Raw genomic sequence first — 23,240 nt, 5'->3', positions numbered from 1 at the left:
GCGTCGCATAACGTGGCCGCCGGGATGATCTACACGCTGCGCCACCGCACGACCTACCGCTACGGCAAGCCGGTGCGCTTCGCCCGCTGCACCCTCCGGCTCAAGCCGCAGGACGGCGAGGGCCAGAGCGTGCTGGCGAGCGCCGTCACGGTCGACCCGAGCCCCGCCACCGCGGTGACGCGGCACGACTATTTCGGGATCGACGCCCTGGCGATCACCCTGGAGACGCCCCACACCACCTTCAGCGTCGAGGCGCTCTCCACCGTGCGGGTCGAGCGTCCCGAGCCGCCGACGCCGGAATCCGGGATGGCCTGGGAGCGGGTCCGCGACGCCGTGGTGGCGGGGCGCGATCTCGGCGGCCGGGCGCCGGTGCATTTCCTGTTCCCGAGCGGCCGGGTGCCGCTGCTGCCGGAGGTCACCGAATACGCGCGGCCGAGCTTCTCCGCCGGCCGCAGCGCCTACGGCGCCGCCCACGACCTGATGCTGCGGATCGGCCGGGATTTCCGCTTCGATTCCCGGGCCACCAATGTCTACACACCGCTCTCCGAATCCTTCGCCCTGCGGGCGGGGGTCTGCCAGGATTTCGCCCACGTGATGATCGCCGCCTTACGCGGCATGGGCCTGCCGGCGGCCTATGTCAGCGGTTATCTCCGCACCGTCCCGCCGCCCGGCCGCCCGCGCCTGCGCGGGGCCGATGCGAGCCACGCCTGGGTTGCGGTCTGGTGCGGCGCGGGCTGGCTCGGCCTCGACCCGACCAACGGCGTGGCCGCGCGGGACGACCACATCGTGGTGGCCCGCGGCCGGGATTACGGCGACGTGGCGCCGGTCGACGGCATCGTCAGCGGCTCGGGCAAGCAGCGCCTGAAGGTCGAGGTGGACGTGATCCCGGATACCGAGACGCAGGATCTCGCGCTGGTGGGGTGAGGCGGAACAGCGATGGCCGGGTCCCCGCCCGCCTTGACGTTCGTCGTCCGCTCCTCTCACTATAATCAGCGACGGGGAGCGAGACGCCAATGGTCATGCCGATCGTGCAGGGACTTTGGGAGCCTCACGACACGAGCCGGCCGGGCTTCGCCGCGGAATGCCGGCGCCAGTCGCTGCTGGTCGCGCAAGCCGATGCCGCCGATGCTGCGTTGGACGCCTTCCTCGACGCCGCCCTCGCGGACCTCGACGAGCCGCCCCTCACCACATCGTCTTCGCCGCCCGCTCCGGCCAGTCCGCGTCGTAGCGCTGCCCACCGACCTCCCCGGCGGTGAGCGCCGCCAGGATCGCCCCCGGGCTCGGCAGACTTGTCGGATCGACCCGGGCGTCCGGATCCCACAGCCGCGCCCGGATGATCGCCCTTGCGCACTGAAAGTAGATCTCGTCCACCGTGATCACGAGCGCGGTGCGCGGCGCGTGGCCGTCGACGCTGAAGGAGGCCAGCAGATCCGGATCGGCCGAGATCAGGGCCCGCCCGTTCACCCGTAGGGTCGTGCCCGAACCCGGGATCAGGAACAGCAGCGCCACGCGGGGATCGCGCACGATGTTGCGTAGGGAATCGATCCGGTTGTTGCCGCGCCGGTCCGGCAGGATCAGCGTGCGTGGGTCGGCGATCCGCACGAAGCCCGGCCTGTCCCCGCGGGGGCTGCAATCGAGGCCCTCCGGGCCGGAGGTCGCCAGCACCGCGAAGGGCGCGGCGGCGATCAGCGCCGCGTAGTCTGGCGTGATCGAACCCGCCACCTTGACCGTGGAAGCCGCCGCCAGGGGCGCGTGGTAGATCGCCTCCAGGGCGGCGAGGCTGTCGACGATCATCGCGCTCACGCCTCCGTCTTGCCGGCCGCGAAGGCTTCGTGCTCGGCCACCAGCGCCCCCGACAGGGCCGCCGCGATAAGCCCCCGCGTCTCCTCCACCCCGTAGAGCGCCACGAAGGAGCCGAACCGGGGCCCGCGCGCCTCGCCGAACAGCACGTTGTAGAGGCTGGTGAACCATGCCTGCGACACGCCGGGCCGCCCGTCCGGGCTCTTGGCCTTGCCGGACGTGTCGGGGAAGTGGCGCCGCCCGACCTCGTAGACCGCCGCCTGCAGGGCCTCCGGATCGGTCGAGCCGGCATGGTCCTTGAGGGTCTCCGACAGGTCCTCCAGGGCGGCCCGCTCCTCTTGGGTCGGCGCCCGGTAGGTCTTGGCCGGCCGCACGAAATCCGAAAAATACGTCAGGGCGTGCTTCACCAGCCGGTCGAGGCCCGGATGGGTCTCCGGACCGGTCCGCGGCGCGTAGCGGCGGATGAAGCCCCACAGCACGGCCGGATCCTCGGTGTTGGCCACCGCGGCGAGGTTGAGCAGCATCGCGAAGGTCAGGCTCGCGCCCTCGACCCGTTCGGGCTCCGGCGGGTTGCCGGCGTGGAGGTGCCAGACCGGGTTGCCGAGGCGCAGCTTCGCGTCCTGGCCGGCATAGCGGTCGAGGAAGCCGATATACTCGTCCACGTGCCGGGGGATCACGTCGAAGAACAGCCGCTTGGCCTCACGCGGCTTGTTGTACATGAACAGAGCGAGCGATTCCGGCGTGCCGTAGGTGAGCCACGCGTCGATGGTCAGGCCGTTGCCCTTCGACTTCGAGATTTTTTGTCCCTGTTCATCCAGGAACAGTTCGTAGTTGAAGCCCTCCGGCGGCTCGCCGCCGAGCGCCCGGGCGATCTTGCCCGAGAGCTTGACCGAGTCGATCAGGTCCTTGCCGGCCATCTCGTAATCGACGCCGAGCGCCACCCAGCGCATCGCCCAATCGGGCTTCCACTGCAGCTTGGCGTGGCCGCCGGTCACCGGCGTCTCGTAGCGCTCGCCCGTGTCGGGATCGCGCCACACGATGGTGCCGCTCTCCGCCTTCACCTCGTCGATCGGCACCTGCATCACGAGGCCGGTGACCGGGTGGAGCGGCAGGAACGGCGAGTAGCTGGCCGAGCGCTCGGCGCGCAGGGACGGTAGCATGATCTCCATCACGGCGTCGTAGCGTTCGAGCACGCGCAGGAGCGCCGCGTCGAACACGCCGGAGCGGTAGCATTCGGTGGCTGACCGGAACTCGTAACTGAACCCGAAGGTGTCCAGGAAGCGGCGCAATTCGGCGTTGTTGTGCGCCCCGAAGCTGTCATGGGTGCCGAACGGGTCCGGCACGCGGGTCAGCGGCTGGTTGAGATGGGCGGTCAGCATCGTGCGGTTGGGCACGTTATCCGGAACCTTGCGCAGCCCGTCCATGTCGTCCGAGAAGGCGATCAGCCGGGTCGGCACCGCGTCGCGGGTGAGCACCCGGAAGGCGTGGCGCACCATGGAGGTGCGGGCGACCTCGCCGAAGGTCCCGATATGCGGCAGGCCCGAGGGGCCGTAGCCGGTCTCGAACAGCACCTCCGTCTTGCCGGATTTCTCCAGCCGCGCCACGAGCTTGCGCGCCTCCTCGAAGGGCCATGCGGCGGCGTTGGCGGCGGCCTCGATGGTGTCGGGATCGAGGGTCAGGGCTGGGGGAGCGGCTTGCATGTCTTCTGGGATGAACGCGAAGTGGACGTGCCACCCTAGAGCGGTTCGCCCCGGAGCGGAACGCCCGGGTGTGCAATGCGAAGACCCGCTCACCCGTAGGCGCCCTGTAGCGGGCGTGCCGCTCAGGCTATCGGCCGCCGCGCCGTGTGCCGGATGCTGCGTACGATGACTTCATCGGAACCGACGCGATAGGTCATGATGTAGGGGTAAGGTGTCACGACGATGCGCCGTATGCCACGCCGGTCAGTCGTCTGGCCAGCATAGGGATGTCGGAGAAGGAGCTCGAAGCACGCGCCGATCCGCTGCAGGACGGCGTCGGCACCCGCCGGATGATGGCGCGTGATATCGGCCAGCACGTGATCGAGCTGGCGCGCGGCGATGCGGGTCAGCCGCAGCCTCACAGGCCATACTTCGCCCAGATGGCGCGGACTTCCGCATCGGTGGCATACTCGCCGCGGGCCTCCTCGGCGTCGGCTTCGTCCTGCTCCGCCGCCTCCTCCGGCGTGAACCGGTAGACCGAGTCCTCATCCCCCACGAAGGCCAGCATGAGGCGCGCGATCGCGTCCTGCAGGTCCGGAGACAGGTCGCGCGCCTTCGCCACGGCCTTTTCGAGCAGATCCGTCATGGTGCCCTCCGACGGCCGAAGCACTCCAGGCAGGATCCCCGATTCCCGCGGGCGATGAAAGCCCTCAGAACGGGCTGACGGGGAAGAACCGCAGGTACAGCTCGGTGTATTTCCCGTCGTCCCAGACCCGCTGGAGCGCGTCGTCCAGCGCCCGGGAGAGGGCCGCGTCCTCCTGGCGCGTGATCAGCCCGATCCCCTCCCCGAAATAGCGGTTCTCCAGGTAGTCGCCGCCGATGAGCGCGCAGCAGTTTTCCGCATCCTGGCCGCCGACATAGAGGGCGAGGTTCAGGCCGTCGGCGAACAGGTAGTCGATCTCGCCGCGCTTGAGCGCGCCCTCGGCCGCCGCGAGATCAGTGAAGTCTTTCGCCACGGCCTTCGGGAAGAACGTCTTCAGGTAGGCCGCATGCGCGCTGTTGCCGAGCACCCCGACGCTGCGGCCGGCGAGCGCCGCCGCCGAGGGGACCGGCAGGCCCCGGTCGGTCCGGGCCGCGAACCGCGCCGGCCAGCGGAAATACGGCCGGGTCGCCAGAAATTTCTCCCGCAGCTTCGCCGTCAGCGGGATCGCGGCGGCGACCACGTCGCCCTGCTTGCTGTCCAGCGCGTCCAGCAGGGTGTCGAAGCGGCGCGCCTGCACCGTGCAGGTGATCGCCAGCTTCTCGCACACCGCGCGGGCGAGCTCGACGACGAAGCCCGTCGGGTTGCCGTCGGGGCCGGCGAAGTGCAGCGGCGGGAACTCGTCGTCCGTGAGGAAGCGGACCGCCCGGCCGGTCTGGGGCGCCTCCACCCGCTCGCCGCGGCTGCGCGGGTTCCAGAAATCCGGCACCGTGACGGCGGGCGTCGCGGCCGGGGCTTCCGCGGCGGTGCTCCGCGGCGGTCCACCCCATACGGCGCACAGGGCGATCACCATCGCCGCGAGCCGGGCGGAAGCGCGCCGCGAGCCGCCTCCCGACACGCGAACGCGGTCCGGGCGGGACGCAAGGTCAGCGCAAGAGAGCGGGCCTAAACAAGGGCTTACAACCGTCTCTGAGGGCAGCGCGCTCAGAGACGGCGTTGTGGCGGGGGCGGTGCTCCTGCCGGAGCGCGGGGGCGGGGACTGGCTCACCCACCGTCCCTACCACGTCCTGAGGCCACCGGGGGAGCGCGGCGTGCCGGTCCAGGGCTCGTCGGCGGGGCTGGCCGACCTGCCGCCGGAGATCGCCTTCCTGCGCGCGGAGGGGATCGCGGACCGGCTGCTGATCCAGGCCGCCGCCGACGCGGTCCAGGCCGGCACGGATGCCGCGACCGCGCTGCTGAATGCCGGCCTGATGGCGGAGGCGGCGTATTACCGGGCCCTCGCCCGGGCGCTCGGCGCCCCCTACCTCGACGGGCCGATCCCGTTCGGTCCGGGCCTGCGCTTTCCCGACACTCTGGTTGCCGGTCACGCGCCGCTGGCGCCCGGCTCGGTGGCGCCCTGGGTGCTTGCGCCGCGCGGCCGGATCATCGCGAGCCTGCTCGGCAGCCCGCGCCGGATCGGGCCGATCGCCATCACCAGCCCGACCCACCTGCGCGAGGCGGTCTTCGCCGCGATCCCTGTGCAGGTGGCGGATCATGCGGCGCACGATCTCGCGCGGCGCGCACCCGAGCGGGCGACCGCGCGCGAACCGACGGTCTGGTGGCTGCTGGTCCTGGCGCTGACCCTCACCGCGGCGCTCTGTCTCTGCGCCGCGCTCCCGGCGCCGTTCGCCCGCATGGTGGCGCTGTCGGCGCAGAGCCTGTTCCTCGCCATGACGGTCTTCCGCCTCGCCGCCGTGGCGATCAAGGCCCCGGTCACGGTCGAGGCGCCGCCGCTCGCGGATACCGCCCTGCCCGTCTACACCGTCCTGGTCCCGCTCTACCGGGAGGCCGCGGTGGTTCCGGCCCTGCTGCGGGCCCTGGCGGCCCTCGACTACCCCCCGGCCAAGCTCGACATCAAGCTGCTGGTCGAGGCCGGCGATCGGGAGACGCGGGCGGCGCTCGCGCCGATCGCCCTGCCCGCTCGGTTCGAGGTGATCACGGTGCCGCCGGGCAGCCCGCGCACCAAGCCGCGGGCGCTCAACGCCGGCCTGCCGCTGGCCCGTGGGGACCTGCTCACGGTCTACGACGCCGAGGACGATCCCGATCCCGGGCAACTGCGCCTGGCTGCCGCGCTGTTCGCCCGCCTGCCCGAGCGGACCGCCTGCCTCCAGGGCCGGCTCGTGATCGACAACGCCGACGATTCCTGGCTGACCCGCGCCCACGCCCTGGAATATGCCGGCCTGTTCGACGTCCTGAACCCGGCCCTCGCCCGGTGCCGCCTGCCGATCCCGCTCGGCGGCACTTCGATGCACCTGCGCGTCCGGGTGCTCCGGGCGCTCGGCGGCTGGGATTCCTACAACGTCACCGAGGACGCCGATCTCGGGATGCGGCTGGCGCTCGCGGGCTACACGGTCGGCGACCTGCCGAGCGCCACCACCGAGGAGGCGCCCAGCCGGTTCAGGCCGTGGCTCGGCCAGCGGATCCGCTGGCTCAAGGGGCTCGCGCAGACGAGTCTCACCCACGGGCGCAGCCCCCTGGCCAGCGCGCGCCGACTCGGCGGGCTGGAGGTGCTCTGCGCCGTGGCCCTGGTCCCCGGCACGGTGGTCTCGGCCCTGGCCTACCCGGCCTGCCTCATCGGCGCGATCTGGTCCTTCCTGGTCCTCGAGATCCCGGCCGCCCCCGCCTTCCTGGACAATCTCGGCACGGGGCTCGCGCTCACCCTGTTCGGGACGGGGCTCGGGGCCCTCGTCCTCCCGGCCCTGATCGGCGGCATCCGCCGCGGCTGGGGCGACCTCACCCCCTGGGCCCTGGGGATGCCGGTCTACTTCCTGCTCGTCAGCGTGGCTGCGTGGCTGGCGCTGGTCGAGCTGGTCCGCGCCCCGGAGCGCTGGAACAAGACCCGGCACGGCCTGGCGCGCACCTCCCGGAGCGGCCGTCTGCGACGTCAAGGGCGGCCCGGCGGCCTCACGGCGGACGGGAAACGCGCCGTCCCTTAACCGCGATCAGTCGGACCGGACGGGGTGCGCCTATGCTGGGACGGTGCCGGCGCAGGGGCCGATGGCGACGCGTTTGCGGGGAGATCTGAGCGGTGCCGGCCTATCATCGCCGCCGCACGATGGAGCACGCGGATGGCCGCAGCGGCCTCGCCTTCGCCAGCGACAGCCTGGAGGCGGACGACGCGGAAGCCGCGATCCGCGGCGCCCGGGACCTCTGCCGCAACGCCGCCGGGATGCTCCTGACCGGGGCGGTGCTGACCGATCCCCTCGGGCGGATCCTGTGGTCGTTCGGCCTCGCCCTGGCCTGGGAGCCGCTCTGCATCCGCCCGACCAGCTGATGACGCCGGCGCAACGCTTCACGCGTCCGCGTCGTTGTCGTCCCGGGATGTTTCATTACCGTGGATCGTCATCATGGCCACGATCGCGATCCTGATCGGTACGCAGGCGGGGGCTCGCCTGCTGGCCGCCGCCTCCGAGCGGGAAGCGGCCCTGTCGGCCGAGGCGTTCCTGCTGCGCCTGCCCGTCCGGGCCCTGCCGGCTCCGCTCTGGGTGCAATGCGCCGATCCTGCGGTCAGCGGGCGCCTGACCGGTTATCTCAATGCCCTGCAGGCCGAGCAGGTGCGCGAGCGCGGCGCCGGGACCTGACGCCCTCCTCTCGGCAGCCTCGTAGACAGGGCTGAGCCGGCCCGCCTCCAGCACCACGATCCGATCGGTATGGGTCGGCGACGTCATGGAGCGCCAGGATCAGGGTCTCGTGGCTCCGGGCCATGTGGCGGCGTTGGCGCGGATATAGGACCTGACCGTCGCGTCCGCGGCGCCCTGCGCGATCGCCCGGGAGCCCGGCACCGCCCGGCGGGCCTGGACGCCGGTGAAGCTGCCACCAGGCGTGCTGCACCTGCCCGTCCGCGAAGGGGGTGACCGAAGCCGGGTGGCTCGTCACCGGGCGGGAGTGCACCGGCACGCCGAGCTTGGCTTCGAGAGTGGTGGCGGCCTTGCCGAAGCGCTTGACGCGGCGGCTCTCGTCCTGACCGGGGATGCCGGTGAAGAGGAGGGGTGGGGCCGGGTTGGTCTGGGCCTGCGCGGGGGCGATGCCGGCGAGCCCCGCGCCGCATCCCTGCGCGAACCGACCCGATCCCAGCATCGAATCCGCGCTGTGCCGCGCCCGCTTCGAGGGGCGCTGGAACACACGGGGCGTAGCAGAAGCCGCACCGGCCGGCATCGGCGTACCGGAGCTGTTCGACCGGAGCGCAAAGCGTTCCGGATCTGAAGTCGTGGTTTCGAAAGGTCGAGACCTTTCGCGGGTCCAGGGCAGAGCCCCGGTCGAGGTCTCAAGGCTCCGCCCTGAGAACCCGCCAAAGGGCTTGCCCTCTGGAAACCCGTGATCCCAGCGGATAGACGCTCAGCGCATGTGGCGGCGCATCATGTGGTGCCGGCGGTGGTGCCGGTGCATCATGCGGTGGCGCATCATCTGCGACTGCATCCGGGCATTGCGGTGCATGCCGCCGAAATTGCCGTTGCCCTGTGCGGCGGCGTTCGGGCTGAGGCCGTCGCCGGGGGCCGCCAGGGTCGGGCTGGCGGCGCCGACGACGAGGCCGAGCGTGAGCGCCGCGCCGAGGATGAGCTTGTTCATGGTTGATCCGTTCTCCGCGACTTTGCGCCGCGACGACCGAACGGATTAGAATCCTTCGGGTTCCGGCCCCCCCGGCGCCGCATCGCCTCAGGAGGCGGCGCGGGCGGCCGGTATCCTCTCGCTCGCCGGGACCGAAGCGGCCGGATCGGGATCCCGGTCCGCCGCGACGGCGAACAGGGTGAGCGGTTCGGGCAGCACCGCTCCCGGTACCGGGACCGCCCGGATGCCGTCCGGCAGCACGCTCCCGAGCAGGTCCAAGAAATCCCCCGAGGCGGCGAGATCGAGTTCGGCCGCCTTGGCCTGGGCCTCGATCCGCGACAGGGCGTTCATGGCCGGGCCCAGCACCGTGTATTCAGCCCGGACCCCGTCGTCGAACACCCCGACCAGCAGGTCGCCCGCGTGCAGGGCGACCACGACCCGGAGCGTGAACAGCCCCTCCGCGTCCCGCGCCGCGTTGAGCGCGGCGATCCGGCGGCGGAGCGACAGGGCGCAGGCGAGCGCCGCCCGCGCCTGCGCGTCCGGGCGGCCGACCACGAACTGCACCAGCACCGCGTCGCCGATATACTTGTCCACGAGGCCGCCCGCCTCGGCCACCGCCGCCTGCGCGGCCGCGCGCACGGCCAGCAGCGCCGCCACCATGGTCTCCGGCGGGTGCTCGCCCGAGAGCCGGGAGAAGCCGCGGATGTCGAGGATCATCAAGCAGGCGTGGCGCCGGTGGATTCCGAGTGCCGAATCGCCGCCCTCGGCCGAGAGGTCGAGGGCGACCGCGTCCGGGACGAAGCGGGCGAGCAGGGTCCGCTCGTGCTCCATGCGCAGGGCCCGCGCCACCGCCCCACGCAGGCGGATCACCCCGTCCACGACCAGGAGGCCCGCCGCCGCGAAGGTGGCCAGCCCCGTGAGCTGCGCGGTCGGAAACGTCTCCGCGTTGGGGACCAGCTCCGGATGCATCAGCCCGATCAGGAACATCGCGCTCCAGCAGGCGGCGACGAGGCCGCAGAACACCACGGTCTGGGCCACCCGCATGCTCAGGCCGGTCTGGAGCAGGAGCAGGAAGGCCGGCAGGCGGCTCACCGTGTCGGCACCGAGGCCCGCCCCGCCCCCGGCCAGCATGTGCTCGATCAGCACGTAGACGGCGAGCCCGGCGTTCAGGCCGGTGCCGGCCCAGCTATAGGCGTTGGCCAGGGGCCCGCCGCCCCGCTCGCGGAGCCCGAACCAGGCCGTGCCGAGGCCGTAGAGGGCGAGGATGAACCAGTGGCTCAGGGCATGCAGCGAGCCGTCATAGGCCTGGGCCGCCATCAGCAGCACCAGCACGATGACGATGCGCAGACCGAGCAGGCGCAGGCCGCCGCCCGCCTGCATGGTCCGCAGCACCGCGTCCTCGTCCTGGTCCGGCGGCACCGCGACCGCCGCCCGCGCGGCCCGCAGGCCTGTGAGCGGCGGGTTGCCGGCGCCGGCCGAGGCCATCAGCCGCCCCGGCCGAGGCGCCGGGCCGCCGCGAAGCGGTTGAGGAAGCGCGGCTCCTTCTCGGGGGCGATCCGCACCGCCAGATGCAGGGTGCCGTCGGCCTCTGACCGGCGGTCCAGAATCTCGGCGTTCTCGTAGAGCCAGTTCAGGGCCGCCCCGTCCTCCGGCGGCAGGGCCACCGCGAAGCTCGCGCGGTTGCGCCCGATCCGCGCCTCGATCCGGCTGGTGAGGGCCGAGAGCCCCTCCCCGGTCACGGCCGAGACCAGGACCGGCGCGGCGCTGTCGCGGTCGTTGCGGGCCTTGTCCTGGCCGCTGAGGTTCATCAACCGCGTACGCTCGTCGTCGTCCAGCAGGTCGGCCTTGTTCCAGACCTCGATGATCCGGTCGGCGCTGGTCTCGATGCCGAGTTCGCGCAGGACCTCGCCGACATCCTCGGCCTGCGCCTCGGAATCGACGTGGCTGACGTCGCGCACGTGGAGCAGCACGTCGGCCTCGATGGCGTCCTCAAGCGTCGCCCGGAAGGCCGCGATCAGCGGGGTCGGCAGGTCGGAGATGAAGCCCACCGTGTCGGACAGGATCACGGTCTCACCGTGGGGCAGCTTGGTCGCCCGTGCGGTGGGGTCGAGGGTCGCGAACAGCATGTCCTTGGCGGTGACCTCGGCCCGGGTCAGCGTGTTGAACAGGCTCGACTTGCCGGCATTCGTGTAGCCGACGAGCGCCACGATCGGGTACGGCACCCGCGCCCGGCTCTGCCGGTGCAGGCCGCGGGTGCGCACCACTGCGTCGAGGTCGCGCTCGATCCGGGTCATGCGCTCCTGGATCATCCGCCGGTCGGCCTCGATCTGGGTCTCGCCGGGGCCGCCCAGGAAGCCGAAGCCGCCGCGCTGGCGCTCCAGGTGGGTCCAAGAGCGGACGAGGCGCGATTTCTGGTAGGCGAGGTGGGCGTGCTCGACCTGGAGGGTGCCCTCCCGCGTGGAGGCGCGGCGACCGAATATTTCCAGGATCAGGCCGGTGCGGTCGATGACCTTGGCACCCCATTCCTTCTCGAGGTTGCGCTGCTGCACCGGCGAGAGCGCGCAGTCCATCACCACGAGGCCGATCTCCCGGGCGCGGATCAGGCCGGCGATCTCGTCCACCCGGCCCTTGCCGAGATAGGTCGCGGGGCGGATCCGCGGCAGGCTGACCGCGAGGCTCTCGATCACGTCGAGCTCGATCGCGGCGGCAAGCCCGGTGGCCTCGTCGAGGCGCGCCTCCACGGAGCGCGTGGGTGCGGCCGGGCTGTGGCCGGCCCCGTAGGCGCCGCGCGCCAGATAGGGGCCGATCACCAGCGTGTGGGTCGCCGCGGCGATCTCGCCCTCGGGGGCGGCCTGCGCCTGGAGGCGGGCTTCGCCGGACGTCAGCGTTTCGGTCATACGGCCTTTAGCGCCGCCGGACGGCCGGCGGCTTTTTTGGAGAGGTCGGATCCAATAAAATGGGGATTCGGTTGACCTCAGCCAAGATGGCGGGACGGTGCGGCCGCAGATATCCGCAGAGCCCGGCTGCGCCCCCTCAAAACCTCACGCCTTCTCGGCGGTCTCGTCCGGCTCGAACAACTGCACTGGGTGGCCCGGCATGATCGTCGAGATCGCGTGCTTGTAGACGAGCTGCGAGTGCCCGTCCCGGCGCAGCAGCACGCAGAAGTTGTCGAACCAGGTTACGACACCCTGGAGCTTGACGCCGTTGACCAGGAAGATCGTCAGCGGGATCTTGTTCTTGCGGACATGATTGAGAAAGGTGTCCTGAAGGTTCTGTGCGCGTTCGCCCGCCATCTTCTTGGCCTTCTTGTTGTCCCGGCTCGCTCCGTCCGGGATGGGTATGCCGCGGGCCGGATCGTCCGATCATCCCGTCCGCCGCCGTGTATACAACATGACGTCGTCAAAGCGTGGGCGCAAGCAACCCCCGTACCCCGCCGATCCGTGACGGATCGGCGGAGGCCTCAACGCGTCCTTTTGCCCCGCGGGTTCAGGGGCCGATGCCCAGCGACTTCAACTTGCGGTGCAGGGCCGAGCGCTCCATGCCGATGAACTCGGCGGTGCGCGAGATGTTGCCCGAGAACCGGGCGATCTGCGCCACGAGGTACTCGCGCTCGAAGATCTCGCGGGCCTCCCGGAGGGCGAGGCTCATCAGCTTCTCGCCGCCCGCGCCGCCCGGCGTGGTCGGCACCAGGGCGCCGATCTCGGAGGGCAGCATCTCGGAGGTCACCTCCTGCTCCGGGTCGGCCTGGGTCAGGATCATCAGCCGCTCGACGTTGTTCTTGAGCTGGCGGACGTTGCCCGGCCAGTTGTGCGACTGCAGCACCGCCATCGCGTCCTCGGCGATCCGGCGCTTGGGCAGGCCGGTCTGAGACGAGATGTTGTCCATGAAAAACTGGATCAGCTCGGGCACGTCCTCCCGGCGCTCCGACAGGGCCGGCACCCGGATCGGCACCACCGAGAGGCGGTGGAACAGGTCCTCGCGGAACCGGCCGGCGGCGATTTCGTCTTGGAGATCCCGGGAGGACGAGGAGATGATCCGGACATCGACGTGCACCCGCGTCGTGCCGCCGACCCGCTGGAAGTTCTGATCGACCAGGACGCGCAGGATCCGGCTCTGGGTCTCCCGCGGCATGTCGGCGACCTCGTCGAGGTAGAGGGTGCCGCCATGGGCCTCCTCCAGGGCGCCGACCCGCCGGCCGCTCTCGCCCTCGACGCCGAACAGCTCCGCCTCCATGGTCTCGGGCAGGATCGCGGCGGCGTTGAGCAGCACGAACGGGCCGTTCGAGCGCGCCGAGGCCTTGTGCAGGCTGCGCGCGGCGAGTTCCTTGCCGGCGCCGAGCGCCCCGGTGATCATCACCCGGGCGTTGGTGGGCGCCACCCGGTCAAGGGTCTGGCGGAGCTGGTTGATGGCGAGCGAGCCGCCGACGATGCGGTTGGCGTTGCCGGAGCGCGCCGTCAGGTCGCGGACCTCGCGCCGGAGCCGCGAGGCCTCCAGCGCCCGCTCGGCCACCAGGATCAGCCGGTCGGCCTTGAACGGCTTCTCGATGAAGTCGTAGGCCCCCGCCTTGATGGCCGAGACCGCGGTCTCGATGTTGCCGTGGCCCGAGATCATCACCACCGGCAGGTCGGGGTTGGCCGCCTTGATCAGGTCGAGCACCTGCAGGCCGTCGAGCCTCGAGCCCTGCAGCCAGATGTCGAGGAAGACGAGGTGCGGCCGGCGCGCCTCGATGGCGGCCAGCGCCTCGTCCGAGCCGCCGGCCGTGCGGCAGCGGTGGCCCTCGTCGTCCAGGATCCCGGCCACGAGGTCGCGGATGTCGGCCTCGTCATCGACGATCAGGATATCGGCGCTCATGCGTGCATCTCCGCGATCCGGGGGGCCGTCGGTGCGGCGCCCTTCTCCTCTGTCGTGACGGGACGGGTCTCGGGGGAAACCGACGGCTCGGACCCGTGCTCGCGGGGAACCCGCATCCGCACCTGCCCGCCACGGCCGGCGGGATTGTCGTTCAGCTCGATCCCGCCGCCGTGCTCCTCAAGCACCTTGCTCACGATGGCAAGCCCCAGCCCGGTCCCGCCCTCGCGGGTGGTCATGTAGGGCTCGAGCAGCCGCTGGCGTCCCTCGGCGGGGAAACCCTTGCCGTTGTCGGTGACGGCGATCACCGCGAACCCGTCCTCGACGGCGAGGCTGAGCGAGATCTTGCCCTTGCCGAGCTCGGCCTCCGGCACCTCGGCCACCGCCTCGACGGCGTTCTTGAGGATGTTGGTGATCACCTGGCTGAGCAGCCGGATGTCGAAGGCCGCCACGATTTTTTCCGAGTTCGCCGCGCCGCCCTCCGCCGAGCCCGTCTGTGCCGAGAAGGCGAAGTCGATGTCCGGGTGCGCGACCCGCATCATGAACAGGTTCTGCTTGGCGATCTCGGTGAGATCGTTCTGGGCGATGGCGGGCTTGGGCATCCGCGCGAAGGCCGAGAACTCGTCGACCATGCGCTTGATCTCGTCGACCTGCCGCACGATCGTGGCGGTGCACTGGTCGAACACCTCCTTGTCGGCGGTGATGACCTTCCCGTACTTGCGCCGGATCCGCTCGGCCGAGAGCTGGATCGGGGTCAGCGGGTTCTTGATCTCGTGGGCGATGCGGCGCGCCACGTCGCCCCAGGCGGAGCTGCGCTGCGCCTGGACGAGGTCGGTGATGTCGTCGAGGGTCACCACCCAGCCGCGGGACGACCCTTGCGCCTGCTCGCTCGTGACCCGCACCGTGATGGTCCGCTCGCCGCGCGACCGGGCGAGCTGGATCTGCTGCTGCTGCAGGCTGCGCGGGCGAGCCTCGCTCTCGGCGAGCACGGGGGCGAGTTCCGGCACCGCGCGGCCGAGGGGCTGGCCGACGAGGGCGTCGCTGTCGAGGTCGAGCATCCGCTCCGCCGCCGGGTTGGCGATGGTGACGAAGCCCGCCGCGTCGAGGCCGATCACCCCGGGCGAAACCCCCGAGAGCACGGCCTCGGTGAAGCGGCGGCGGGTGTCGATCAGGTCGCTCGCCGCGATCAGGCCGGCGTGCTGGCGGCGCAGCTCCTGCGTCATCTTGTTGAACGCCTCGCCGAGATGGGCGAGGTCGCCGCTGGTCTTCCGGGTCGGCACCTGGGCGTAGAAATTGCCCGAGGCGACCTGATCGGCGGCATTGATCAGCCGCCGGATCGGCGCCACGAACCGGTTGGCGAAGTTCATGCCGAACCACACGGCCGACAGGAGCGCGATCAGGGCGATCAGCAGGAACACCGACGCGAAGGTGATCTGGATCGAGCGGCGCAGCGAATCGTAGGTGAGGTACTCGGCCGCCGCCGCCCGGGACACGCCGGGGAAGTCGATGGCGAGCTGGCTCACCTCCCGCTGCACCATCAGCACGGCATCGTCGTAGGCGGGCATCCGCACCAGGGCGGCGAAGACCCGGCCCTCGGTGGGCAGCAGGCAGATCGGGTCGGCCGAGCTCGCCGCGTCCTCGAACGCCGCCGCCGAGGGCAGGCGGTTGGTCTTCAGCACGTCGATCTTGGCCCGGGCCACCACCTCGGTCGGCCCGCGCATGATCTGGGCGACCGGCAGGCCGAGATTGGAGGCGCGCGTCGTCAGGAAGTTCTGGAACCAGTCCCGGTTCACGTCGAAGTTCGGCCGGGCCCGGGTGAGGTCGTCGGCCAGGATGCGGATCTCCCGGGCGAGGCTCTGGCACTGGTTCTCCTGGTAGGCGTCGGCCACCTCCACGGATTTCAGCACCACATCGCGGACCCGATCGGTGAAGCCGAGCGACAGGCCCCGGTCGATGGTCACGGAGGCCACCACCGCGAGCAGGATCGTGGGCAGGATCGCGATCAGCGAGAACAGGCCGACGATGCGGGTGTGCAGGCGCGCCACCGCGGCGTTGGCCTTGCGGGCGTGCAGGAAGACCCGCGCCTCCCAGGCGATGATGAAGGCGAGGCCGAGCACCAGGGCGGCGTTGATGCCGAGCAGCGTCACCCCATAGGCGGGCGTCGGCGTCACCCGGATCACGCCGGCCAGGATCAGGAAGGTCGCGAGCGCCGAGACCAGGGCGGTGACCACCACGGCCGCGCCGATCCAGCCCGGGCCGCGGGGGCCCGGCCGCAGCGACTCGGCCAAAGCCGCGTCCGGACCGGCGCCCTCGCCCGGCCCTTCCGGGTCCGGCACAGGGCCTTCCTCTGTGGGTGAGCGCTGCAGGAACGGCATCACTGGTGCAGGGCCACAACAGTGTGGCGGAATTAATACGAATAGCCTGTCGCGATGACGCGCACAGGTTGAATTCGTTGCGGGTCTGCCACCGCGCGGAGCGTTGCAGCCTCGGCTCACGCACCGAACTGCCCAGACTTCACCCGCATCCTTGGCGCGGCGGCAAGCTTTACGGTAAGCTGCGCTGGAAGGTCGTCATAGACGTCGCCATGAACAAAGCCGCGCGGAACGAACGCATCACGCTTACCGCGACGTGCTTGAACGGTGCGACCGTGGCCGCCCGCGCGGTCGGATGCTTTGCTTCGATCGTGACATCCATCACGTCAACGGCGTCGATCGCGCTCACGGGTCTGAATGTCCCGGTGATGACTTGGTTGTCCCTGAGCGTGGCCCAACCTCTGGTTGGGCGGCGCGTCTTGCGGAGGATCGCGGAATGACGGGCGGTTTCCTGCCTGCTGCCATCATCGCCCCCCTGATGCTCATGGCCGCCGCGGGCTTCGTCCCCTGGTCTACGGGTCGACGGGACCGGCACGGCGCTCCTGAGCGCAGGCGCTAGGCGACGAGCGAGGTCGAGCATGGCGATCGGGTGTTCCGGACGTGTCGCCCGACGCTGTCCGCGCGGCGCAGGGAGGTTGCGGCGATGACGCGCGCGCCTGCGATCCGGGTCGGCCTGATCGGCTACGGCTACGCCGGCCGGACTTTTCACGCGCCCCTGATCCGCGCCGTCCCGGGGCTCGATCTGCGGCTGATCGGCTCCAGCGATCCCACCCGGGTCGCGGCCGACCGGCCCGATGTGGCGGTCATCGCCGACCCCTATGCGGTCGCCACGGCGGAAGCGGTCGACCTCGTGGTGATCGCCGCTCCCAACGACACCCATGCCCCCCTGGCGCGGGCCGCGCTCGCGGCCGGCAAGCACGTCGTGGTCGACAAGCCCTTCACCCTCACCCTCGCGGAGGCGCGCGCCCTGCGCGCGGAGGCCGGGAGCCGGGGCCGGCTGCTCGCGGTGTTCCACAACCGGCGCTGGGACAGCGACGTCCTGACCGTTCGCGCGGCGATCACAGACGGCGTCATCGGTCCGGTTCGACATTTCGAATCGCATTTCGACCGGTTCCGCCCCGAGGTCCGCGACCGCTGGCGCGAGGGCGCCGGTCCCGGCAGCGGGATCTGGTACGATCTTGGGCCCCACCTCCTCGATCAGGCGCTCCTGCTGTTCGGCCTGCCCGAACGCGTGACCGCCCACCTCGCGCGGCTCCGCGCCGGGGCGCGATCGGACGACTGGGCCCACGTGGTGCTGGATTATCCGGATCTGCGGGTGGTGCTGCACGCCAGCATGCTGGTCGCCGGCGGATCGCCCCGCTTCCTGGTGCACGGCGAGGCCGGCAGCCTGATCAAGCGCGGCGCGGACCGTCAGGAGCAGCAATTGCTGACGGGCCTCGCCCCCGGCGCGCCGGGATGGGGCACGGATCCAGACGGCTTGGAGATCCACGACGGGAGTGGGCGGGTGACGCATCAGCCGGCCGTGGCCGGGGATCAGCGTCGGTTCTACCAGGGTGTGGCGGAGACGATCGCCCGGGGCGCGATCGACGGCACGGCCGCGCTGGAGGCCGTCCGCGTGATGGCCTGTCTCGAGGCGGCCCTCACGTCGGCCCGGACGGGGGCGTCGGTCGAGCCGTCACTTGCGCCTGACGAGCGGGGGAACTGAGGGGCGGTCCGGGCGCGACCTTTCCGCGCGCCCAGGGGGGTGCGCACGCCTCCTGCCGCCGGGGCCTTGACCCCGATGGCGGCGGCCCGTAACCCCGATCCCGGAGGCGAACGGGGTCTGGTGGCCCTCCTGGTCTTCAAAACCAGCGGTACGCCAACAGCGTACGGTGGGTTCGATTCCCATCCGCTTCCGCCAAGTTTCTGATTTCACCAAGTCCTCGATCGACCAGACCGGTAACCGAGTCTTTATCGATTACGGGGCGACACGCGCGACAAAATCGGCAATTCTGAGTTGTTGGAACGGCGGCGCCCCCGCTTCTCCGCGATGGCTCGATCCGCGCTGGTGCCTCCGTGAAGACCTGGTCCGCCCCCTTCGCCCTCCCGACCCCACCGGCCGCCGGCCGCGAACGCTGAGGCCGGCCGATGCTGGACACGCTCGTCGCGCTCTTCCCATCCGGTCTCCGCGGGGTGCTGCGCACCCTGACGAAGCGGCCGCCCGCCGGCCGTGCGCAGGCCGGCCCGACCCTCATGCCGGACCTCGACCCGAGACCCGCACCGATGCCGGTCGTCGCCCCGCCGGCCGCAACGAACGACAATCCGCTCCAGGCCGTCCACGAGGCGGTGGAGCGGGACCTGCGCGCCAGCGGCCATCTGCGCTGAAACGGCGTTCAGCGCCCGGCAGGCCCGGGGCGGTCGACAGCCCCGGCCTCGACCCAGTGGCAGGCGGTGGTCGCCCGCAGGCTGGCACAATCGTAGCTCTGCCCGCCGAGCGTGACCCGGTCGGCGATGCCGGTGATGTCCGCGCGTGGCAGGACGATGCAGCCGAGATGGTCCGCCTTCGGATCGGCGAGCTGGCCGGCGGCGGTCTGCGGGCCGCCCCGCATCAGCATCCGGTAATTGGCCAGCGATGGGCAGCCGATCACCGGCGGCCCGCCGCGCCGGTCGGCCGCGGCCTTGTCCGGAGCGCCCCGGCCCGGCGGCCGGCCTCCCTGCTGGCCCAGGGCGGGCGCCGTCGCGAGGCCCAGCGCCACCACGGAGAGGCGGAGAAATACGCGTATCATGCCCCGCTCGTAGCACGCCGGGCGGGTGGTTCGCGCCTGCCGCGTGCGACGCGCGCGCTGCGCCGGCGGGGATACCGGCTCGGCACAAGTAGAGCGTGTCTCAACACAGGCGCGGAGCCGTGCGTGGTGGGACCGCGATCGGGCACGGTTCCGGCGGCCTGCGGCGACGGCAGGGCTCGAATGCGGCGTTCAGGCTTGACCGCAGCGCCGCCATTTGCGAGCGGCCCATTGGGTATCGAAGGGCGAGGGAGGCGTGGCCATGGCAACGGCGATCGACAGCGACCAGAAGCTTCACTTGGTCTTCGGCGGCGAGTTGCAGGATCTCGACGGCGTCCGGTTCCGGGACATCGCGAATCTCGACATCGTCGGCATCTTCCCGGACTACGCCTCGGCGCAGGCCGCGTGGCGGGCCAAGGCGCAGGCCACCGTGGACAGCGCCCAGACCCGCTACTTCGTGGTCCACCTGCACCGGCTGCTGGAGCCGCCGGCGGTCTGACCGCGCGCGCATCAGAGCGACGGTTCGAAGCCGCTGCCGATCGTAACGCGATCGGGAACGGCCGAGGGCGTGACGTGTGCGCGGCCACGGTGCGGATTACGTGAAGGCATTGTGACACTTCCGGCCCGCTGCTAAGAGCCTCACCCGTCATCGCATCGTTCCGGCCCTGCAGGGGACCGGTCATCGGAGCGCGGCGGGCAGACCGGCCGCGATTGAGCGGCCGCCCATGAAGTCCTCCTCATGAAGTCCTCGATCAAGATCGTCGCCGGGAATGCCAGCCGGCCCCTGGCCGAGGCGATCGCGGCCTATCTCGAACTGCCGCTCGCCAAGTGCATGGTCCGGCGCTTCGCCGACATGGAGATCTTCGTCGAACTCCAGGAGAACGTGCGCGGCGAGGACGTGTTCATCGTCCAGTCGACCTCGTTCCCGGCGAACGACCACCTGATGGAGCTGCTGATCATGATCGACGCCGCGCGCCGGTCCTCGGCGCGGCGCATCACGGCGGTGATCCCGTATTTCGGCTACGCCCGGCAGGACCGGCGCACCTCGGGCCGCACCCCGATCTCGGCCAAGCTGGTGGCGAACCTGATCACCGAGGCGGGCGCGGACCGCGTCCTGACCCTCGATCTCCACGCGGGGCAGATCCAGGGCTTCTTCGACATCCCCACCGACAATCTGTTCTCCGCCCCCGTGATGGTGCGCGACATCAAGGAGCGGCTGCCGAGCGGGGACCGCATGGTGGTCTCCCCCGACGTCGGTGGCGTGGTCCGGGCGCGGGCCATCGCCAAGCGGATCGACTGCCCGCTCGCCATCGTCGACAAGCGCCGGGAGCGCCCGGGCGAGTCCGAGGTGATGAACATCATCGGCGAGGTCGAGGGCCGTTCCTGCATCCTGGTCGACGACATCGTCGATTCCGGCGGCACCCTGGTCAACGCCGCCGAGGCCCTGCTCAACGCCGGCGCCAAGGACGTCTCGGCCTACATCACCCACGGGGTGCTGTCGGGCGGCGCGGTCTCGCGCATCGCCGCCTCGCGGATGAAGGAGCTGGTGATCACCGATTCGATCCAGCCGACGCAGGCGGTGAAGCTCGCCCGCAACATCCGGGTGGCGACCATCGCGCCGCTGCTCGGCGAGGCGATCGGGCGGACCGCGACGGAATCCAGCGTCTCCAGCCTGTTCGACTGAGCGGCACACCGGGAAACTGGGCCGCAGTACAACCCGCGCGCGACGGCCCTATCTGGCTGAGCCGATCGGGGCGTTGGTCAGGGAGCGGACACTGGGTCGGGCGCGCATCATCGGCATCCACGGGCTCGCCAACAAGCCGCCGCGCGACGAGAAGTCGGCCTGGTGGCAGGCCGCGATCCGAGAGGGGCTCGATCGCAATCTCGGGATGGGGCTGCCGGAGGGCGGCCTGCCCTTCACCTTCGTCTACTGGGCGGATCTCCGCTACCCGCAGCCGCTGTCCGGCGACCGCAACCGCGAGCCCTACCGCCCCGATTACGGTCTGGGCCCGTTCCCCTCGCCCGTTGGGGACCCCGCCAGCGCCGTGCCGACGCTCACCGACCGGATCTACCGGGGCCTCTCCTACCTGCAGGAGTCCGCCGGGCTGACGCCGGTGGACGACCTGATCCTGGAATATCGACTCGACGACCTCTGGGGCTACTACGAGGACGCGACGTTCCGGGCCGCCGCCCGGGAGCGCCTGCGGGCGGCGCTCGCCGAGGCCGCGTCCGACGACGTGCTGATCGCCGCGCACTCGATGGGGGGCCTGATCGCCTATGACGTGCTGCGCGCCGCCGAGGCGGACGGGACGCCCCTGCCCCGCTGTGCCCTGGTCACCCTCGGCTCGCCGCTGGGGCTCGCCGAACTGAAGCGGAAGCTCGCCGACGAGCACGGAACCCTGCGCGTGCCGGCGGCGCTCCATGCCTGGACGAACCTGATGGACCGCCAGGACATCGCCACGGTGGGCGATGACTTCGCGGAGATCTACGCGCCGAACGCCGCCGGCGCGCGGGTCCGGGACGTGCCGGTGATCAACGCCTACCGGAGGCCGGACGGCACCGAGAATCGGCACAAGTCCTACGGCTACCTGCGCACGCCGGAATTCTCCAAGGCCGTGGCCGGCTTCCTGGACGGTCGCCTCTGAGCAGAGCGCGGCTTTGATCCAAATCCCGGGTCCCCAAAGGGCTTAAGCCCTTTGGCGGGTCACCGGGGCTCTGCCCCGGACCCGCCAAAGGTCTCGGACCTTTCGAATCCAGGACGGGCGCTCAGGCCGCTCGTTGATCCAGAAATATTCCTGGCCGTCGTAGCGCAGGCCCTTGAGGGCCCTGATCGCGGCGCCCTGGGCCGCCCGCCTTCGACAGGTGCCCGGCCCGCTCCTTGCCCTCGAGATAGGACGCCGCCGTAGGCCGCATCCGCGAGGTTGCGGGTCTTGGCCATCCGGTCCTGCGCGACCTGGGAGTTCAGGCTGACGAGTCCGACGCCCGAGACTGCGATAACGCCGACCAGCGCGGCCGCCGTGATGGTGCGAAGCTTCGCCCCGATGCCGATTCTCACCCGCGCCCCCGCGATCATCGAGGCCGCCGCATCGTTCTCCGAGATGCGGAGTCCACCGTCCGGCATGACGCTCTCGATCGCGTGATAATGCGACTTCAGCGTTAGCCGAGCGTGCAGACGGGCTCTTGCGCAAGCTTGTGCGAGGCTGTCCACTCGCGCGCAACGACGAGCCCGGATCGGAGACGAAGCCGCCGGGCCGCAGGGAGAAGTGTCATGGTGCGTGCGTCGCGTATGGGCTCGTCGCGGCCGGGTTCGTCGCGGTTCCGCCGCCTCCTCCGGCGAGGAGCCGCCCTCCTGCCGGCCGGTCTGGCGCTCGTCGCCCAGATCCTCGTCGTCCCTGCCCGGGCCGACGATGCCAGGGTCCGGATCAGCCGGCAGCCGGGCTTCGTCTACCTCCCCGCCGTGCTCGCCGAGCAGCACAAGCTCATCGAGAAGCACGCCAAGGCCGCGGGCCTCGGGGACGTGGCGGTGGAATGGGTCAACCTGACGAGCGGCGCCGCCGGCAACGACGCCCTGCTCTCGGGCAACATCGACATCGTCGACAGCGGCTCGACCAACATGCTGCTGCTCAACGACCGCACCCGGGGCGACGTGAAGGGCCTGTGCGGCGTCGGCACCACGCCGATGCTGCTGCTCACCCGCGACCCGGACGTGAAGACGCTCAAGGATTTTTCCGGCAAGGACAAGATCGCCCTGCCCTCCGTGAAGGTCTCGTCCCAGGCGGTGCTGCTGCAGATCGCCGCCAAGAAGGCGTTCGGCCCCGAGAACGCGACCAAGCTCGACCCGCTCACCGTCCAGCTCGGCCATCCCGACGCGGTGGCGGCCCTGGCCAGCCCCCACAACGACGTCAACAGCCACTTCTCCCTGCCGCCGTTCCAGCAGCGCGAATTGCAGGACCCGGCGATCCACGCGGTGCTGAACTCCTACGAGCTGGTCGGCGAGCCGGTGAGCAACGCGATCTTCTACGCCCGGACCGGCTGGTACACCCGCAACCCGAAGCTCGCGGCCGCCATCGTGGCCGCCATCGACGAGGCCGATGCTGAGATCGCCAAGGATCCGCTCCAGGCCGCCAAGGACTACGTGGCGGCCACCAACGAGAAGACCCCGCCCGAGACCCTGGTGGCGATCATGAAGCAGCCCGGGACCAACTTCTCGACCACGCCCTACGGCATCATGCTCCAGGCCCGGCACTTCTACGCGATGAAGACCATCAAGACCGAGCCCAAGGACTGGAAGGACACGTTCTTCCCGATCGTCCACGGGTTGCCGGGCCGGTAGGCACGCGCCGATACGGCTCGCCGGGGGCCTCCGTCACGGCGCGGTCGAACGCGGTCCAGGTCTGACGGTTGTGCCAAGCTGCCGGCCGACCCGCGCGACCGCATGTTGCCATCGCGCCCGAACCATTTCAAATCGCGCGTCCTTGGCGGCAAGCAGCCGTCA

The 23,240-nt window shown here is 71.0% G+C and carries 25 protein-coding genes and 1 tRNA gene; 13 read left to right on the top strand and 13 right to left on the bottom strand.

The annotated features are described in order from the left end of the window. Positions 1 to 24: 24 nt before the first annotated feature. Together MKK75_RS35085 and MKK75_RS36255 are read left to right on the top strand one after the other, a co-directional pair. Positions 25 to 924 (top strand): transglutaminase family protein, encoded by a 900-nt coding sequence (locus MKK75_RS35085; protein ID WP_244047082.1) that lies wholly within the window; start codon positions 25 to 27, stop codon positions 922 to 924. 89 nt (positions 925 to 1,013) lie between these two features. After that, entirely contained in the window at positions 1,014 to 1,256 is a 243-nt protein-coding gene (locus tag MKK75_RS36255; RefSeq protein WP_313901919.1) for an antitoxin MazE-like protein, read from the top strand. On the opposite strand, the gene MKK75_RS35075 is transcribed toward MKK75_RS36255, so the two are convergent. The 5 genes from MKK75_RS35075 to MKK75_RS35055 all read right to left on the bottom strand — a co-directional run bounded on the left by MKK75_RS35075 (position 1,183) and on the right by MKK75_RS35055 (position 5,032). Beyond that, the gene (locus MKK75_RS35075; protein ID WP_244047172.1) at positions 1,183 to 1,794 is read right to left on the bottom strand and encodes a pyridoxamine 5'-phosphate oxidase family protein; all 612 of its coding nucleotides are present in this window, start codon (positions 1,792 to 1,794) and stop codon (positions 1,183 to 1,185) included. The two genes, MKK75_RS36255 and MKK75_RS35075, sit on opposite strands and share 74 nt — an antisense overlap. A gap of 5 nt (positions 1,795 to 1,799) precedes the next feature. Then, positions 1,800 to 3,500, bottom strand: coding sequence for a lysine--tRNA ligase (locus MKK75_RS35070; RefSeq protein ID WP_244047081.1), 1,701 nt, complete (start codon positions 3,498 to 3,500; stop codon positions 1,800 to 1,802). A 122-nt stretch (positions 3,501 to 3,622) separates the two neighbouring features. After that, a complete protein-coding gene (locus MKK75_RS35065; protein WP_244047080.1) occupies positions 3,623 to 3,901 on the bottom strand; it encodes a type II toxin-antitoxin system RelE/ParE family toxin in 279 nt (92 codons plus the stop codon). Then, a complete protein-coding gene (locus tag MKK75_RS35060; RefSeq protein ID WP_244047079.1) occupies positions 3,898 to 4,125 on the bottom strand; it encodes a hypothetical protein in 228 nt (75 codons plus the stop codon). The genes MKK75_RS35065 and MKK75_RS35060 overlap by 4 nt, the downstream gene beginning before the upstream one ends. A 64-nt stretch (positions 4,126 to 4,189) precedes the next feature. Further along, a complete protein-coding gene (locus MKK75_RS35055; protein WP_279594340.1) occupies positions 4,190 to 5,032 on the bottom strand; it encodes a transporter substrate-binding domain-containing protein in 843 nt (280 codons plus the stop codon). Between the two features lie 238 nt (positions 5,033 to 5,270). Here MKK75_RS35055 and MKK75_RS35050 point away from each other — a divergent pair, with 238 nt between their 5' ends. The 3 genes from MKK75_RS35050 (at position 5,271) to MKK75_RS35040 (ending at position 7,799) form a co-directional block, all read left to right on the top strand. Then, the gene (locus MKK75_RS35050) at positions 5,271 to 7,154 is read left to right on the top strand and encodes a glycosyltransferase family 2 protein (protein ID WP_409567653.1); all 1,884 of its coding nucleotides are present in this window, start codon (positions 5,271 to 5,273) and stop codon (positions 7,152 to 7,154) included. Positions 7,155 to 7,246: 92 nt separating this feature from the next. After that, positions 7,247 to 7,492, top strand: coding sequence for a hypothetical protein (locus tag MKK75_RS35045; protein WP_244047077.1), 246 nt, complete (start codon positions 7,247 to 7,249; stop codon positions 7,490 to 7,492). 73 nt (positions 7,493 to 7,565) lie between these two features. Further along, positions 7,566 to 7,799, top strand: a complete 234-nt coding sequence (locus MKK75_RS35040) for a hypothetical protein (RefSeq protein WP_244047076.1) — start codon at positions 7,566 to 7,568, stop codon at positions 7,797 to 7,799. A 754-nt stretch (positions 7,800 to 8,553) separates the two neighbouring features. On the opposite strand, the gene MKK75_RS35035 is transcribed toward MKK75_RS35040, so the two are convergent. The 7 genes from MKK75_RS35035 to MKK75_RS35005 form a co-directional block, all read right to left on the bottom strand. Then, positions 8,554 to 8,784: a hypothetical protein gene (locus MKK75_RS35035; protein ID WP_244047075.1), complete on the bottom strand. Its 231-nt coding sequence runs from the start codon at positions 8,782 to 8,784 to the stop codon at positions 8,554 to 8,556. A gap of 87 nt (positions 8,785 to 8,871) precedes the next feature. Further along, positions 8,872 to 10,248 carry an adenylate/guanylate cyclase domain-containing protein gene (locus tag MKK75_RS35030; RefSeq protein ID WP_244047074.1) on the bottom strand — a complete coding sequence of 459 codons (1,377 nt, stop codon included), beginning with the start codon at positions 10,246 to 10,248 and terminating at the stop codon, positions 8,872 to 8,874. Next, positions 10,248 to 11,660 (bottom strand): GTPase HflX, encoded by a 1,413-nt coding sequence (gene hflX, locus MKK75_RS35025; RefSeq protein ID WP_244047073.1) that lies wholly within the window; start codon positions 11,658 to 11,660, stop codon positions 10,248 to 10,250. Before hflX ends, MKK75_RS35030 begins: the two co-directional genes overlap by 1 nt. Positions 11,661 to 11,804: 144 nt before the next feature. Next, entirely contained in the window at positions 11,805 to 12,056 is a 252-nt protein-coding gene (gene hfq, locus MKK75_RS35020) for an RNA chaperone Hfq (RefSeq protein ID WP_007563033.1), read from the bottom strand. A gap of 193 nt (positions 12,057 to 12,249) precedes the next feature. After that, positions 12,250 to 13,614: a sigma-54-dependent transcriptional regulator gene (locus MKK75_RS35015; protein ID WP_244047072.1), complete on the bottom strand. Its 1,365-nt coding sequence runs from the start codon at positions 13,612 to 13,614 to the stop codon at positions 12,250 to 12,252. Beyond that, a complete protein-coding gene (locus MKK75_RS35010; protein WP_244047071.1) occupies positions 13,611 to 15,986 on the bottom strand; it encodes a sensor histidine kinase NtrY-like in 2,376 nt (791 codons plus the stop codon). The genes MKK75_RS35015 and MKK75_RS35010 overlap by 4 nt, the downstream gene beginning before the upstream one ends. Before the next feature lie 169 nt (positions 15,987 to 16,155). Further along, entirely contained in the window at positions 16,156 to 16,332 is a 177-nt protein-coding gene (locus MKK75_RS35005) for a hypothetical protein (RefSeq protein ID WP_244047070.1), read from the bottom strand. A gap of 294 nt (positions 16,333 to 16,626) precedes the next feature. Here MKK75_RS35005 and MKK75_RS35000 point away from each other — a divergent pair, with 294 nt between their 5' ends. The 3 genes from MKK75_RS35000 to MKK75_RS34990 all read left to right on the top strand — a co-directional run bounded on the left by MKK75_RS35000 (position 16,627) and on the right by MKK75_RS34990 (position 18,347). Further along, on the top strand, positions 16,627 to 17,688 hold the full coding sequence (locus MKK75_RS35000; protein ID WP_244047069.1) for an oxidoreductase: 1,062 nt from the start codon (positions 16,627 to 16,629) through the stop codon (positions 17,686 to 17,688). 102 nt (positions 17,689 to 17,790) lie between these two features. Further along, positions 17,791 to 17,883, top strand: a tRNA-Sec gene (locus tag MKK75_RS34995). 227 nt (positions 17,884 to 18,110) lie between these two features. Then, positions 18,111 to 18,347, top strand: coding sequence for a hypothetical protein (locus MKK75_RS34990; protein ID WP_244047068.1), 237 nt, complete (start codon positions 18,111 to 18,113; stop codon positions 18,345 to 18,347). Positions 18,348 to 18,355: 8 nt separating this feature from the next. Here the strand turns inward: MKK75_RS34990 and MKK75_RS34985 are convergent, their stop codons facing one another. Next, on the bottom strand, positions 18,356 to 18,748 hold the full coding sequence (locus MKK75_RS34985) for a hypothetical protein (protein WP_244047067.1): 393 nt from the start codon (positions 18,746 to 18,748) through the stop codon (positions 18,356 to 18,358). Positions 18,749 to 19,007: 259 nt separating this feature from the next. Here MKK75_RS34985 and MKK75_RS34980 point away from each other — a divergent pair, with 259 nt between their 5' ends. From MKK75_RS34980 to MKK75_RS34960, 5 genes are all read left to right on the top strand, one after another. Continuing rightward, a complete protein-coding gene (locus tag MKK75_RS34980; protein WP_244047066.1) occupies positions 19,008 to 19,244 on the top strand; it encodes a DUF4170 domain-containing protein in 237 nt (78 codons plus the stop codon). A gap of 240 nt (positions 19,245 to 19,484) precedes the next feature. Continuing rightward, positions 19,485 to 20,429 (top strand): ribose-phosphate pyrophosphokinase, encoded by a 945-nt coding sequence (locus tag MKK75_RS34975; protein ID WP_244047065.1) that lies wholly within the window; start codon positions 19,485 to 19,487, stop codon positions 20,427 to 20,429. A 73-nt stretch (positions 20,430 to 20,502) separates the two neighbouring features. Then, positions 20,503 to 21,390: a hypothetical protein gene (locus MKK75_RS34970; RefSeq protein WP_244047064.1), complete on the top strand. Its 888-nt coding sequence runs from the start codon at positions 20,503 to 20,505 to the stop codon at positions 21,388 to 21,390. 285 nt (positions 21,391 to 21,675) lie between these two features. Further along, complete coding sequence (locus MKK75_RS34965) at positions 21,676 to 21,885, top strand: hypothetical protein (protein WP_244047063.1); 210 nt, start codon at positions 21,676 to 21,678, stop codon at positions 21,883 to 21,885. Between the two features lie 128 nt (positions 21,886 to 22,013). Further along, positions 22,014 to 23,078 (top strand): ABC transporter substrate-binding protein, encoded by a 1,065-nt coding sequence (locus tag MKK75_RS34960; RefSeq protein ID WP_244047062.1) that lies wholly within the window; start codon positions 22,014 to 22,016, stop codon positions 23,076 to 23,078. The last annotated feature ends 162 nt before the right edge of the window (positions 23,079 to 23,240 follow it).

This window comes from Methylobacterium sp. J-030, from assembly GCF_022829545.1.
Taxonomy (GTDB): domain Bacteria; phylum Pseudomonadota; class Alphaproteobacteria; order Rhizobiales; family Beijerinckiaceae; genus Methylobacterium.
Note: the sequence above shows the minus strand (reverse complement) of the source record. Positions and strands in the feature narration are given on the sequence as shown.

What these genes read in the sequence shown, in the direction of transcription:
- MKK75_RS34980 (WP_244047066.1), top strand. Translation starts at nt 19,008, where the DNA reads ATGGCAACGGCGATCGACAGCGACCAGAAGCTTCACTTGGTCTTCGGC.
- MKK75_RS34985 (WP_244047067.1), bottom strand. Translation starts at nt 18,748, where the DNA reads ATGATACGCGTATTTCTCCGCCTCTCCGTGGTGGCGCTGGGCCTCGCG.
- MKK75_RS35040 (WP_244047076.1), top strand. Translation starts at nt 7,566, where the DNA reads ATGGCCACGATCGCGATCCTGATCGGTACGCAGGCGGGGGCTCGCCTG.
- MKK75_RS35070 (WP_244047081.1), bottom strand. Translation starts at nt 3,500, where the DNA reads ATGCAAGCCGCTCCCCCAGCCCTGACCCTCGATCCCGACACCATCGAG.
- MKK75_RS35085 (WP_244047082.1), top strand. Translation starts at nt 25, where the DNA reads ATGATCTACACGCTGCGCCACCGCACGACCTACCGCTACGGCAAGCCG.
- MKK75_RS34960 (WP_244047062.1), top strand. Translation starts at nt 22,014, where the DNA reads ATGGTGCGTGCGTCGCGTATGGGCTCGTCGCGGCCGGGTTCGTCGCGG.
- MKK75_RS35000 (WP_244047069.1), top strand. Translation starts at nt 16,627, where the DNA reads ATGACGCGCGCGCCTGCGATCCGGGTCGGCCTGATCGGCTACGGCTAC.
- MKK75_RS36255 (WP_313901919.1), top strand. Translation starts at nt 1,014, where the DNA reads ATGGTCATGCCGATCGTGCAGGGACTTTGGGAGCCTCACGACACGAGC.
- MKK75_RS35055 (WP_279594340.1), bottom strand. Translation starts at nt 5,032, where the DNA reads ATGGTGATCGCCCTGTGCGCCGTATGGGGTGGACCGCCGCGGAGCACC.
- MKK75_RS35030 (WP_244047074.1), bottom strand. Translation starts at nt 10,248, where the DNA reads ATGGCCTCGGCCGGCGCCGGCAACCCGCCGCTCACAGGCCTGCGGGCC.
- MKK75_RS35060 (WP_244047079.1), bottom strand. Translation starts at nt 4,125, where the DNA reads ATGACGGATCTGCTCGAAAAGGCCGTGGCGAAGGCGCGCGACCTGTCT.
- MKK75_RS35035 (WP_244047075.1), bottom strand. Translation starts at nt 8,784, where the DNA reads ATGAACAAGCTCATCCTCGGCGCGGCGCTCACGCTCGGCCTCGTCGTC.
- hfq (WP_007563033.1), bottom strand. Translation starts at nt 12,056, where the DNA reads ATGGCGGGCGAACGCGCACAGAACCTTCAGGACACCTTTCTCAATCAT.
- MKK75_RS35010 (WP_244047071.1), bottom strand. Translation starts at nt 15,986, where the DNA reads ATGCCGTTCCTGCAGCGCTCACCCACAGAGGAAGGCCCTGTGCCGGAC.
- MKK75_RS35015 (WP_244047072.1), bottom strand. Translation starts at nt 13,614, where the DNA reads ATGAGCGCCGATATCCTGATCGTCGATGACGAGGCCGACATCCGCGAC.
- MKK75_RS34975 (WP_244047065.1), top strand. Translation starts at nt 19,485, where the DNA reads ATGAAGTCCTCGATCAAGATCGTCGCCGGGAATGCCAGCCGGCCCCTG.
- MKK75_RS35075 (WP_244047172.1), bottom strand. Translation starts at nt 1,794, where the DNA reads ATGATCGTCGACAGCCTCGCCGCCCTGGAGGCGATCTACCACGCGCCC.
- hflX (WP_244047073.1), bottom strand. Translation starts at nt 11,660, where the DNA reads ATGACCGAAACGCTGACGTCCGGCGAAGCCCGCCTCCAGGCGCAGGCC.
- MKK75_RS34990 (WP_244047068.1), top strand. Translation starts at nt 18,111, where the DNA reads ATGCTGGACACGCTCGTCGCGCTCTTCCCATCCGGTCTCCGCGGGGTG.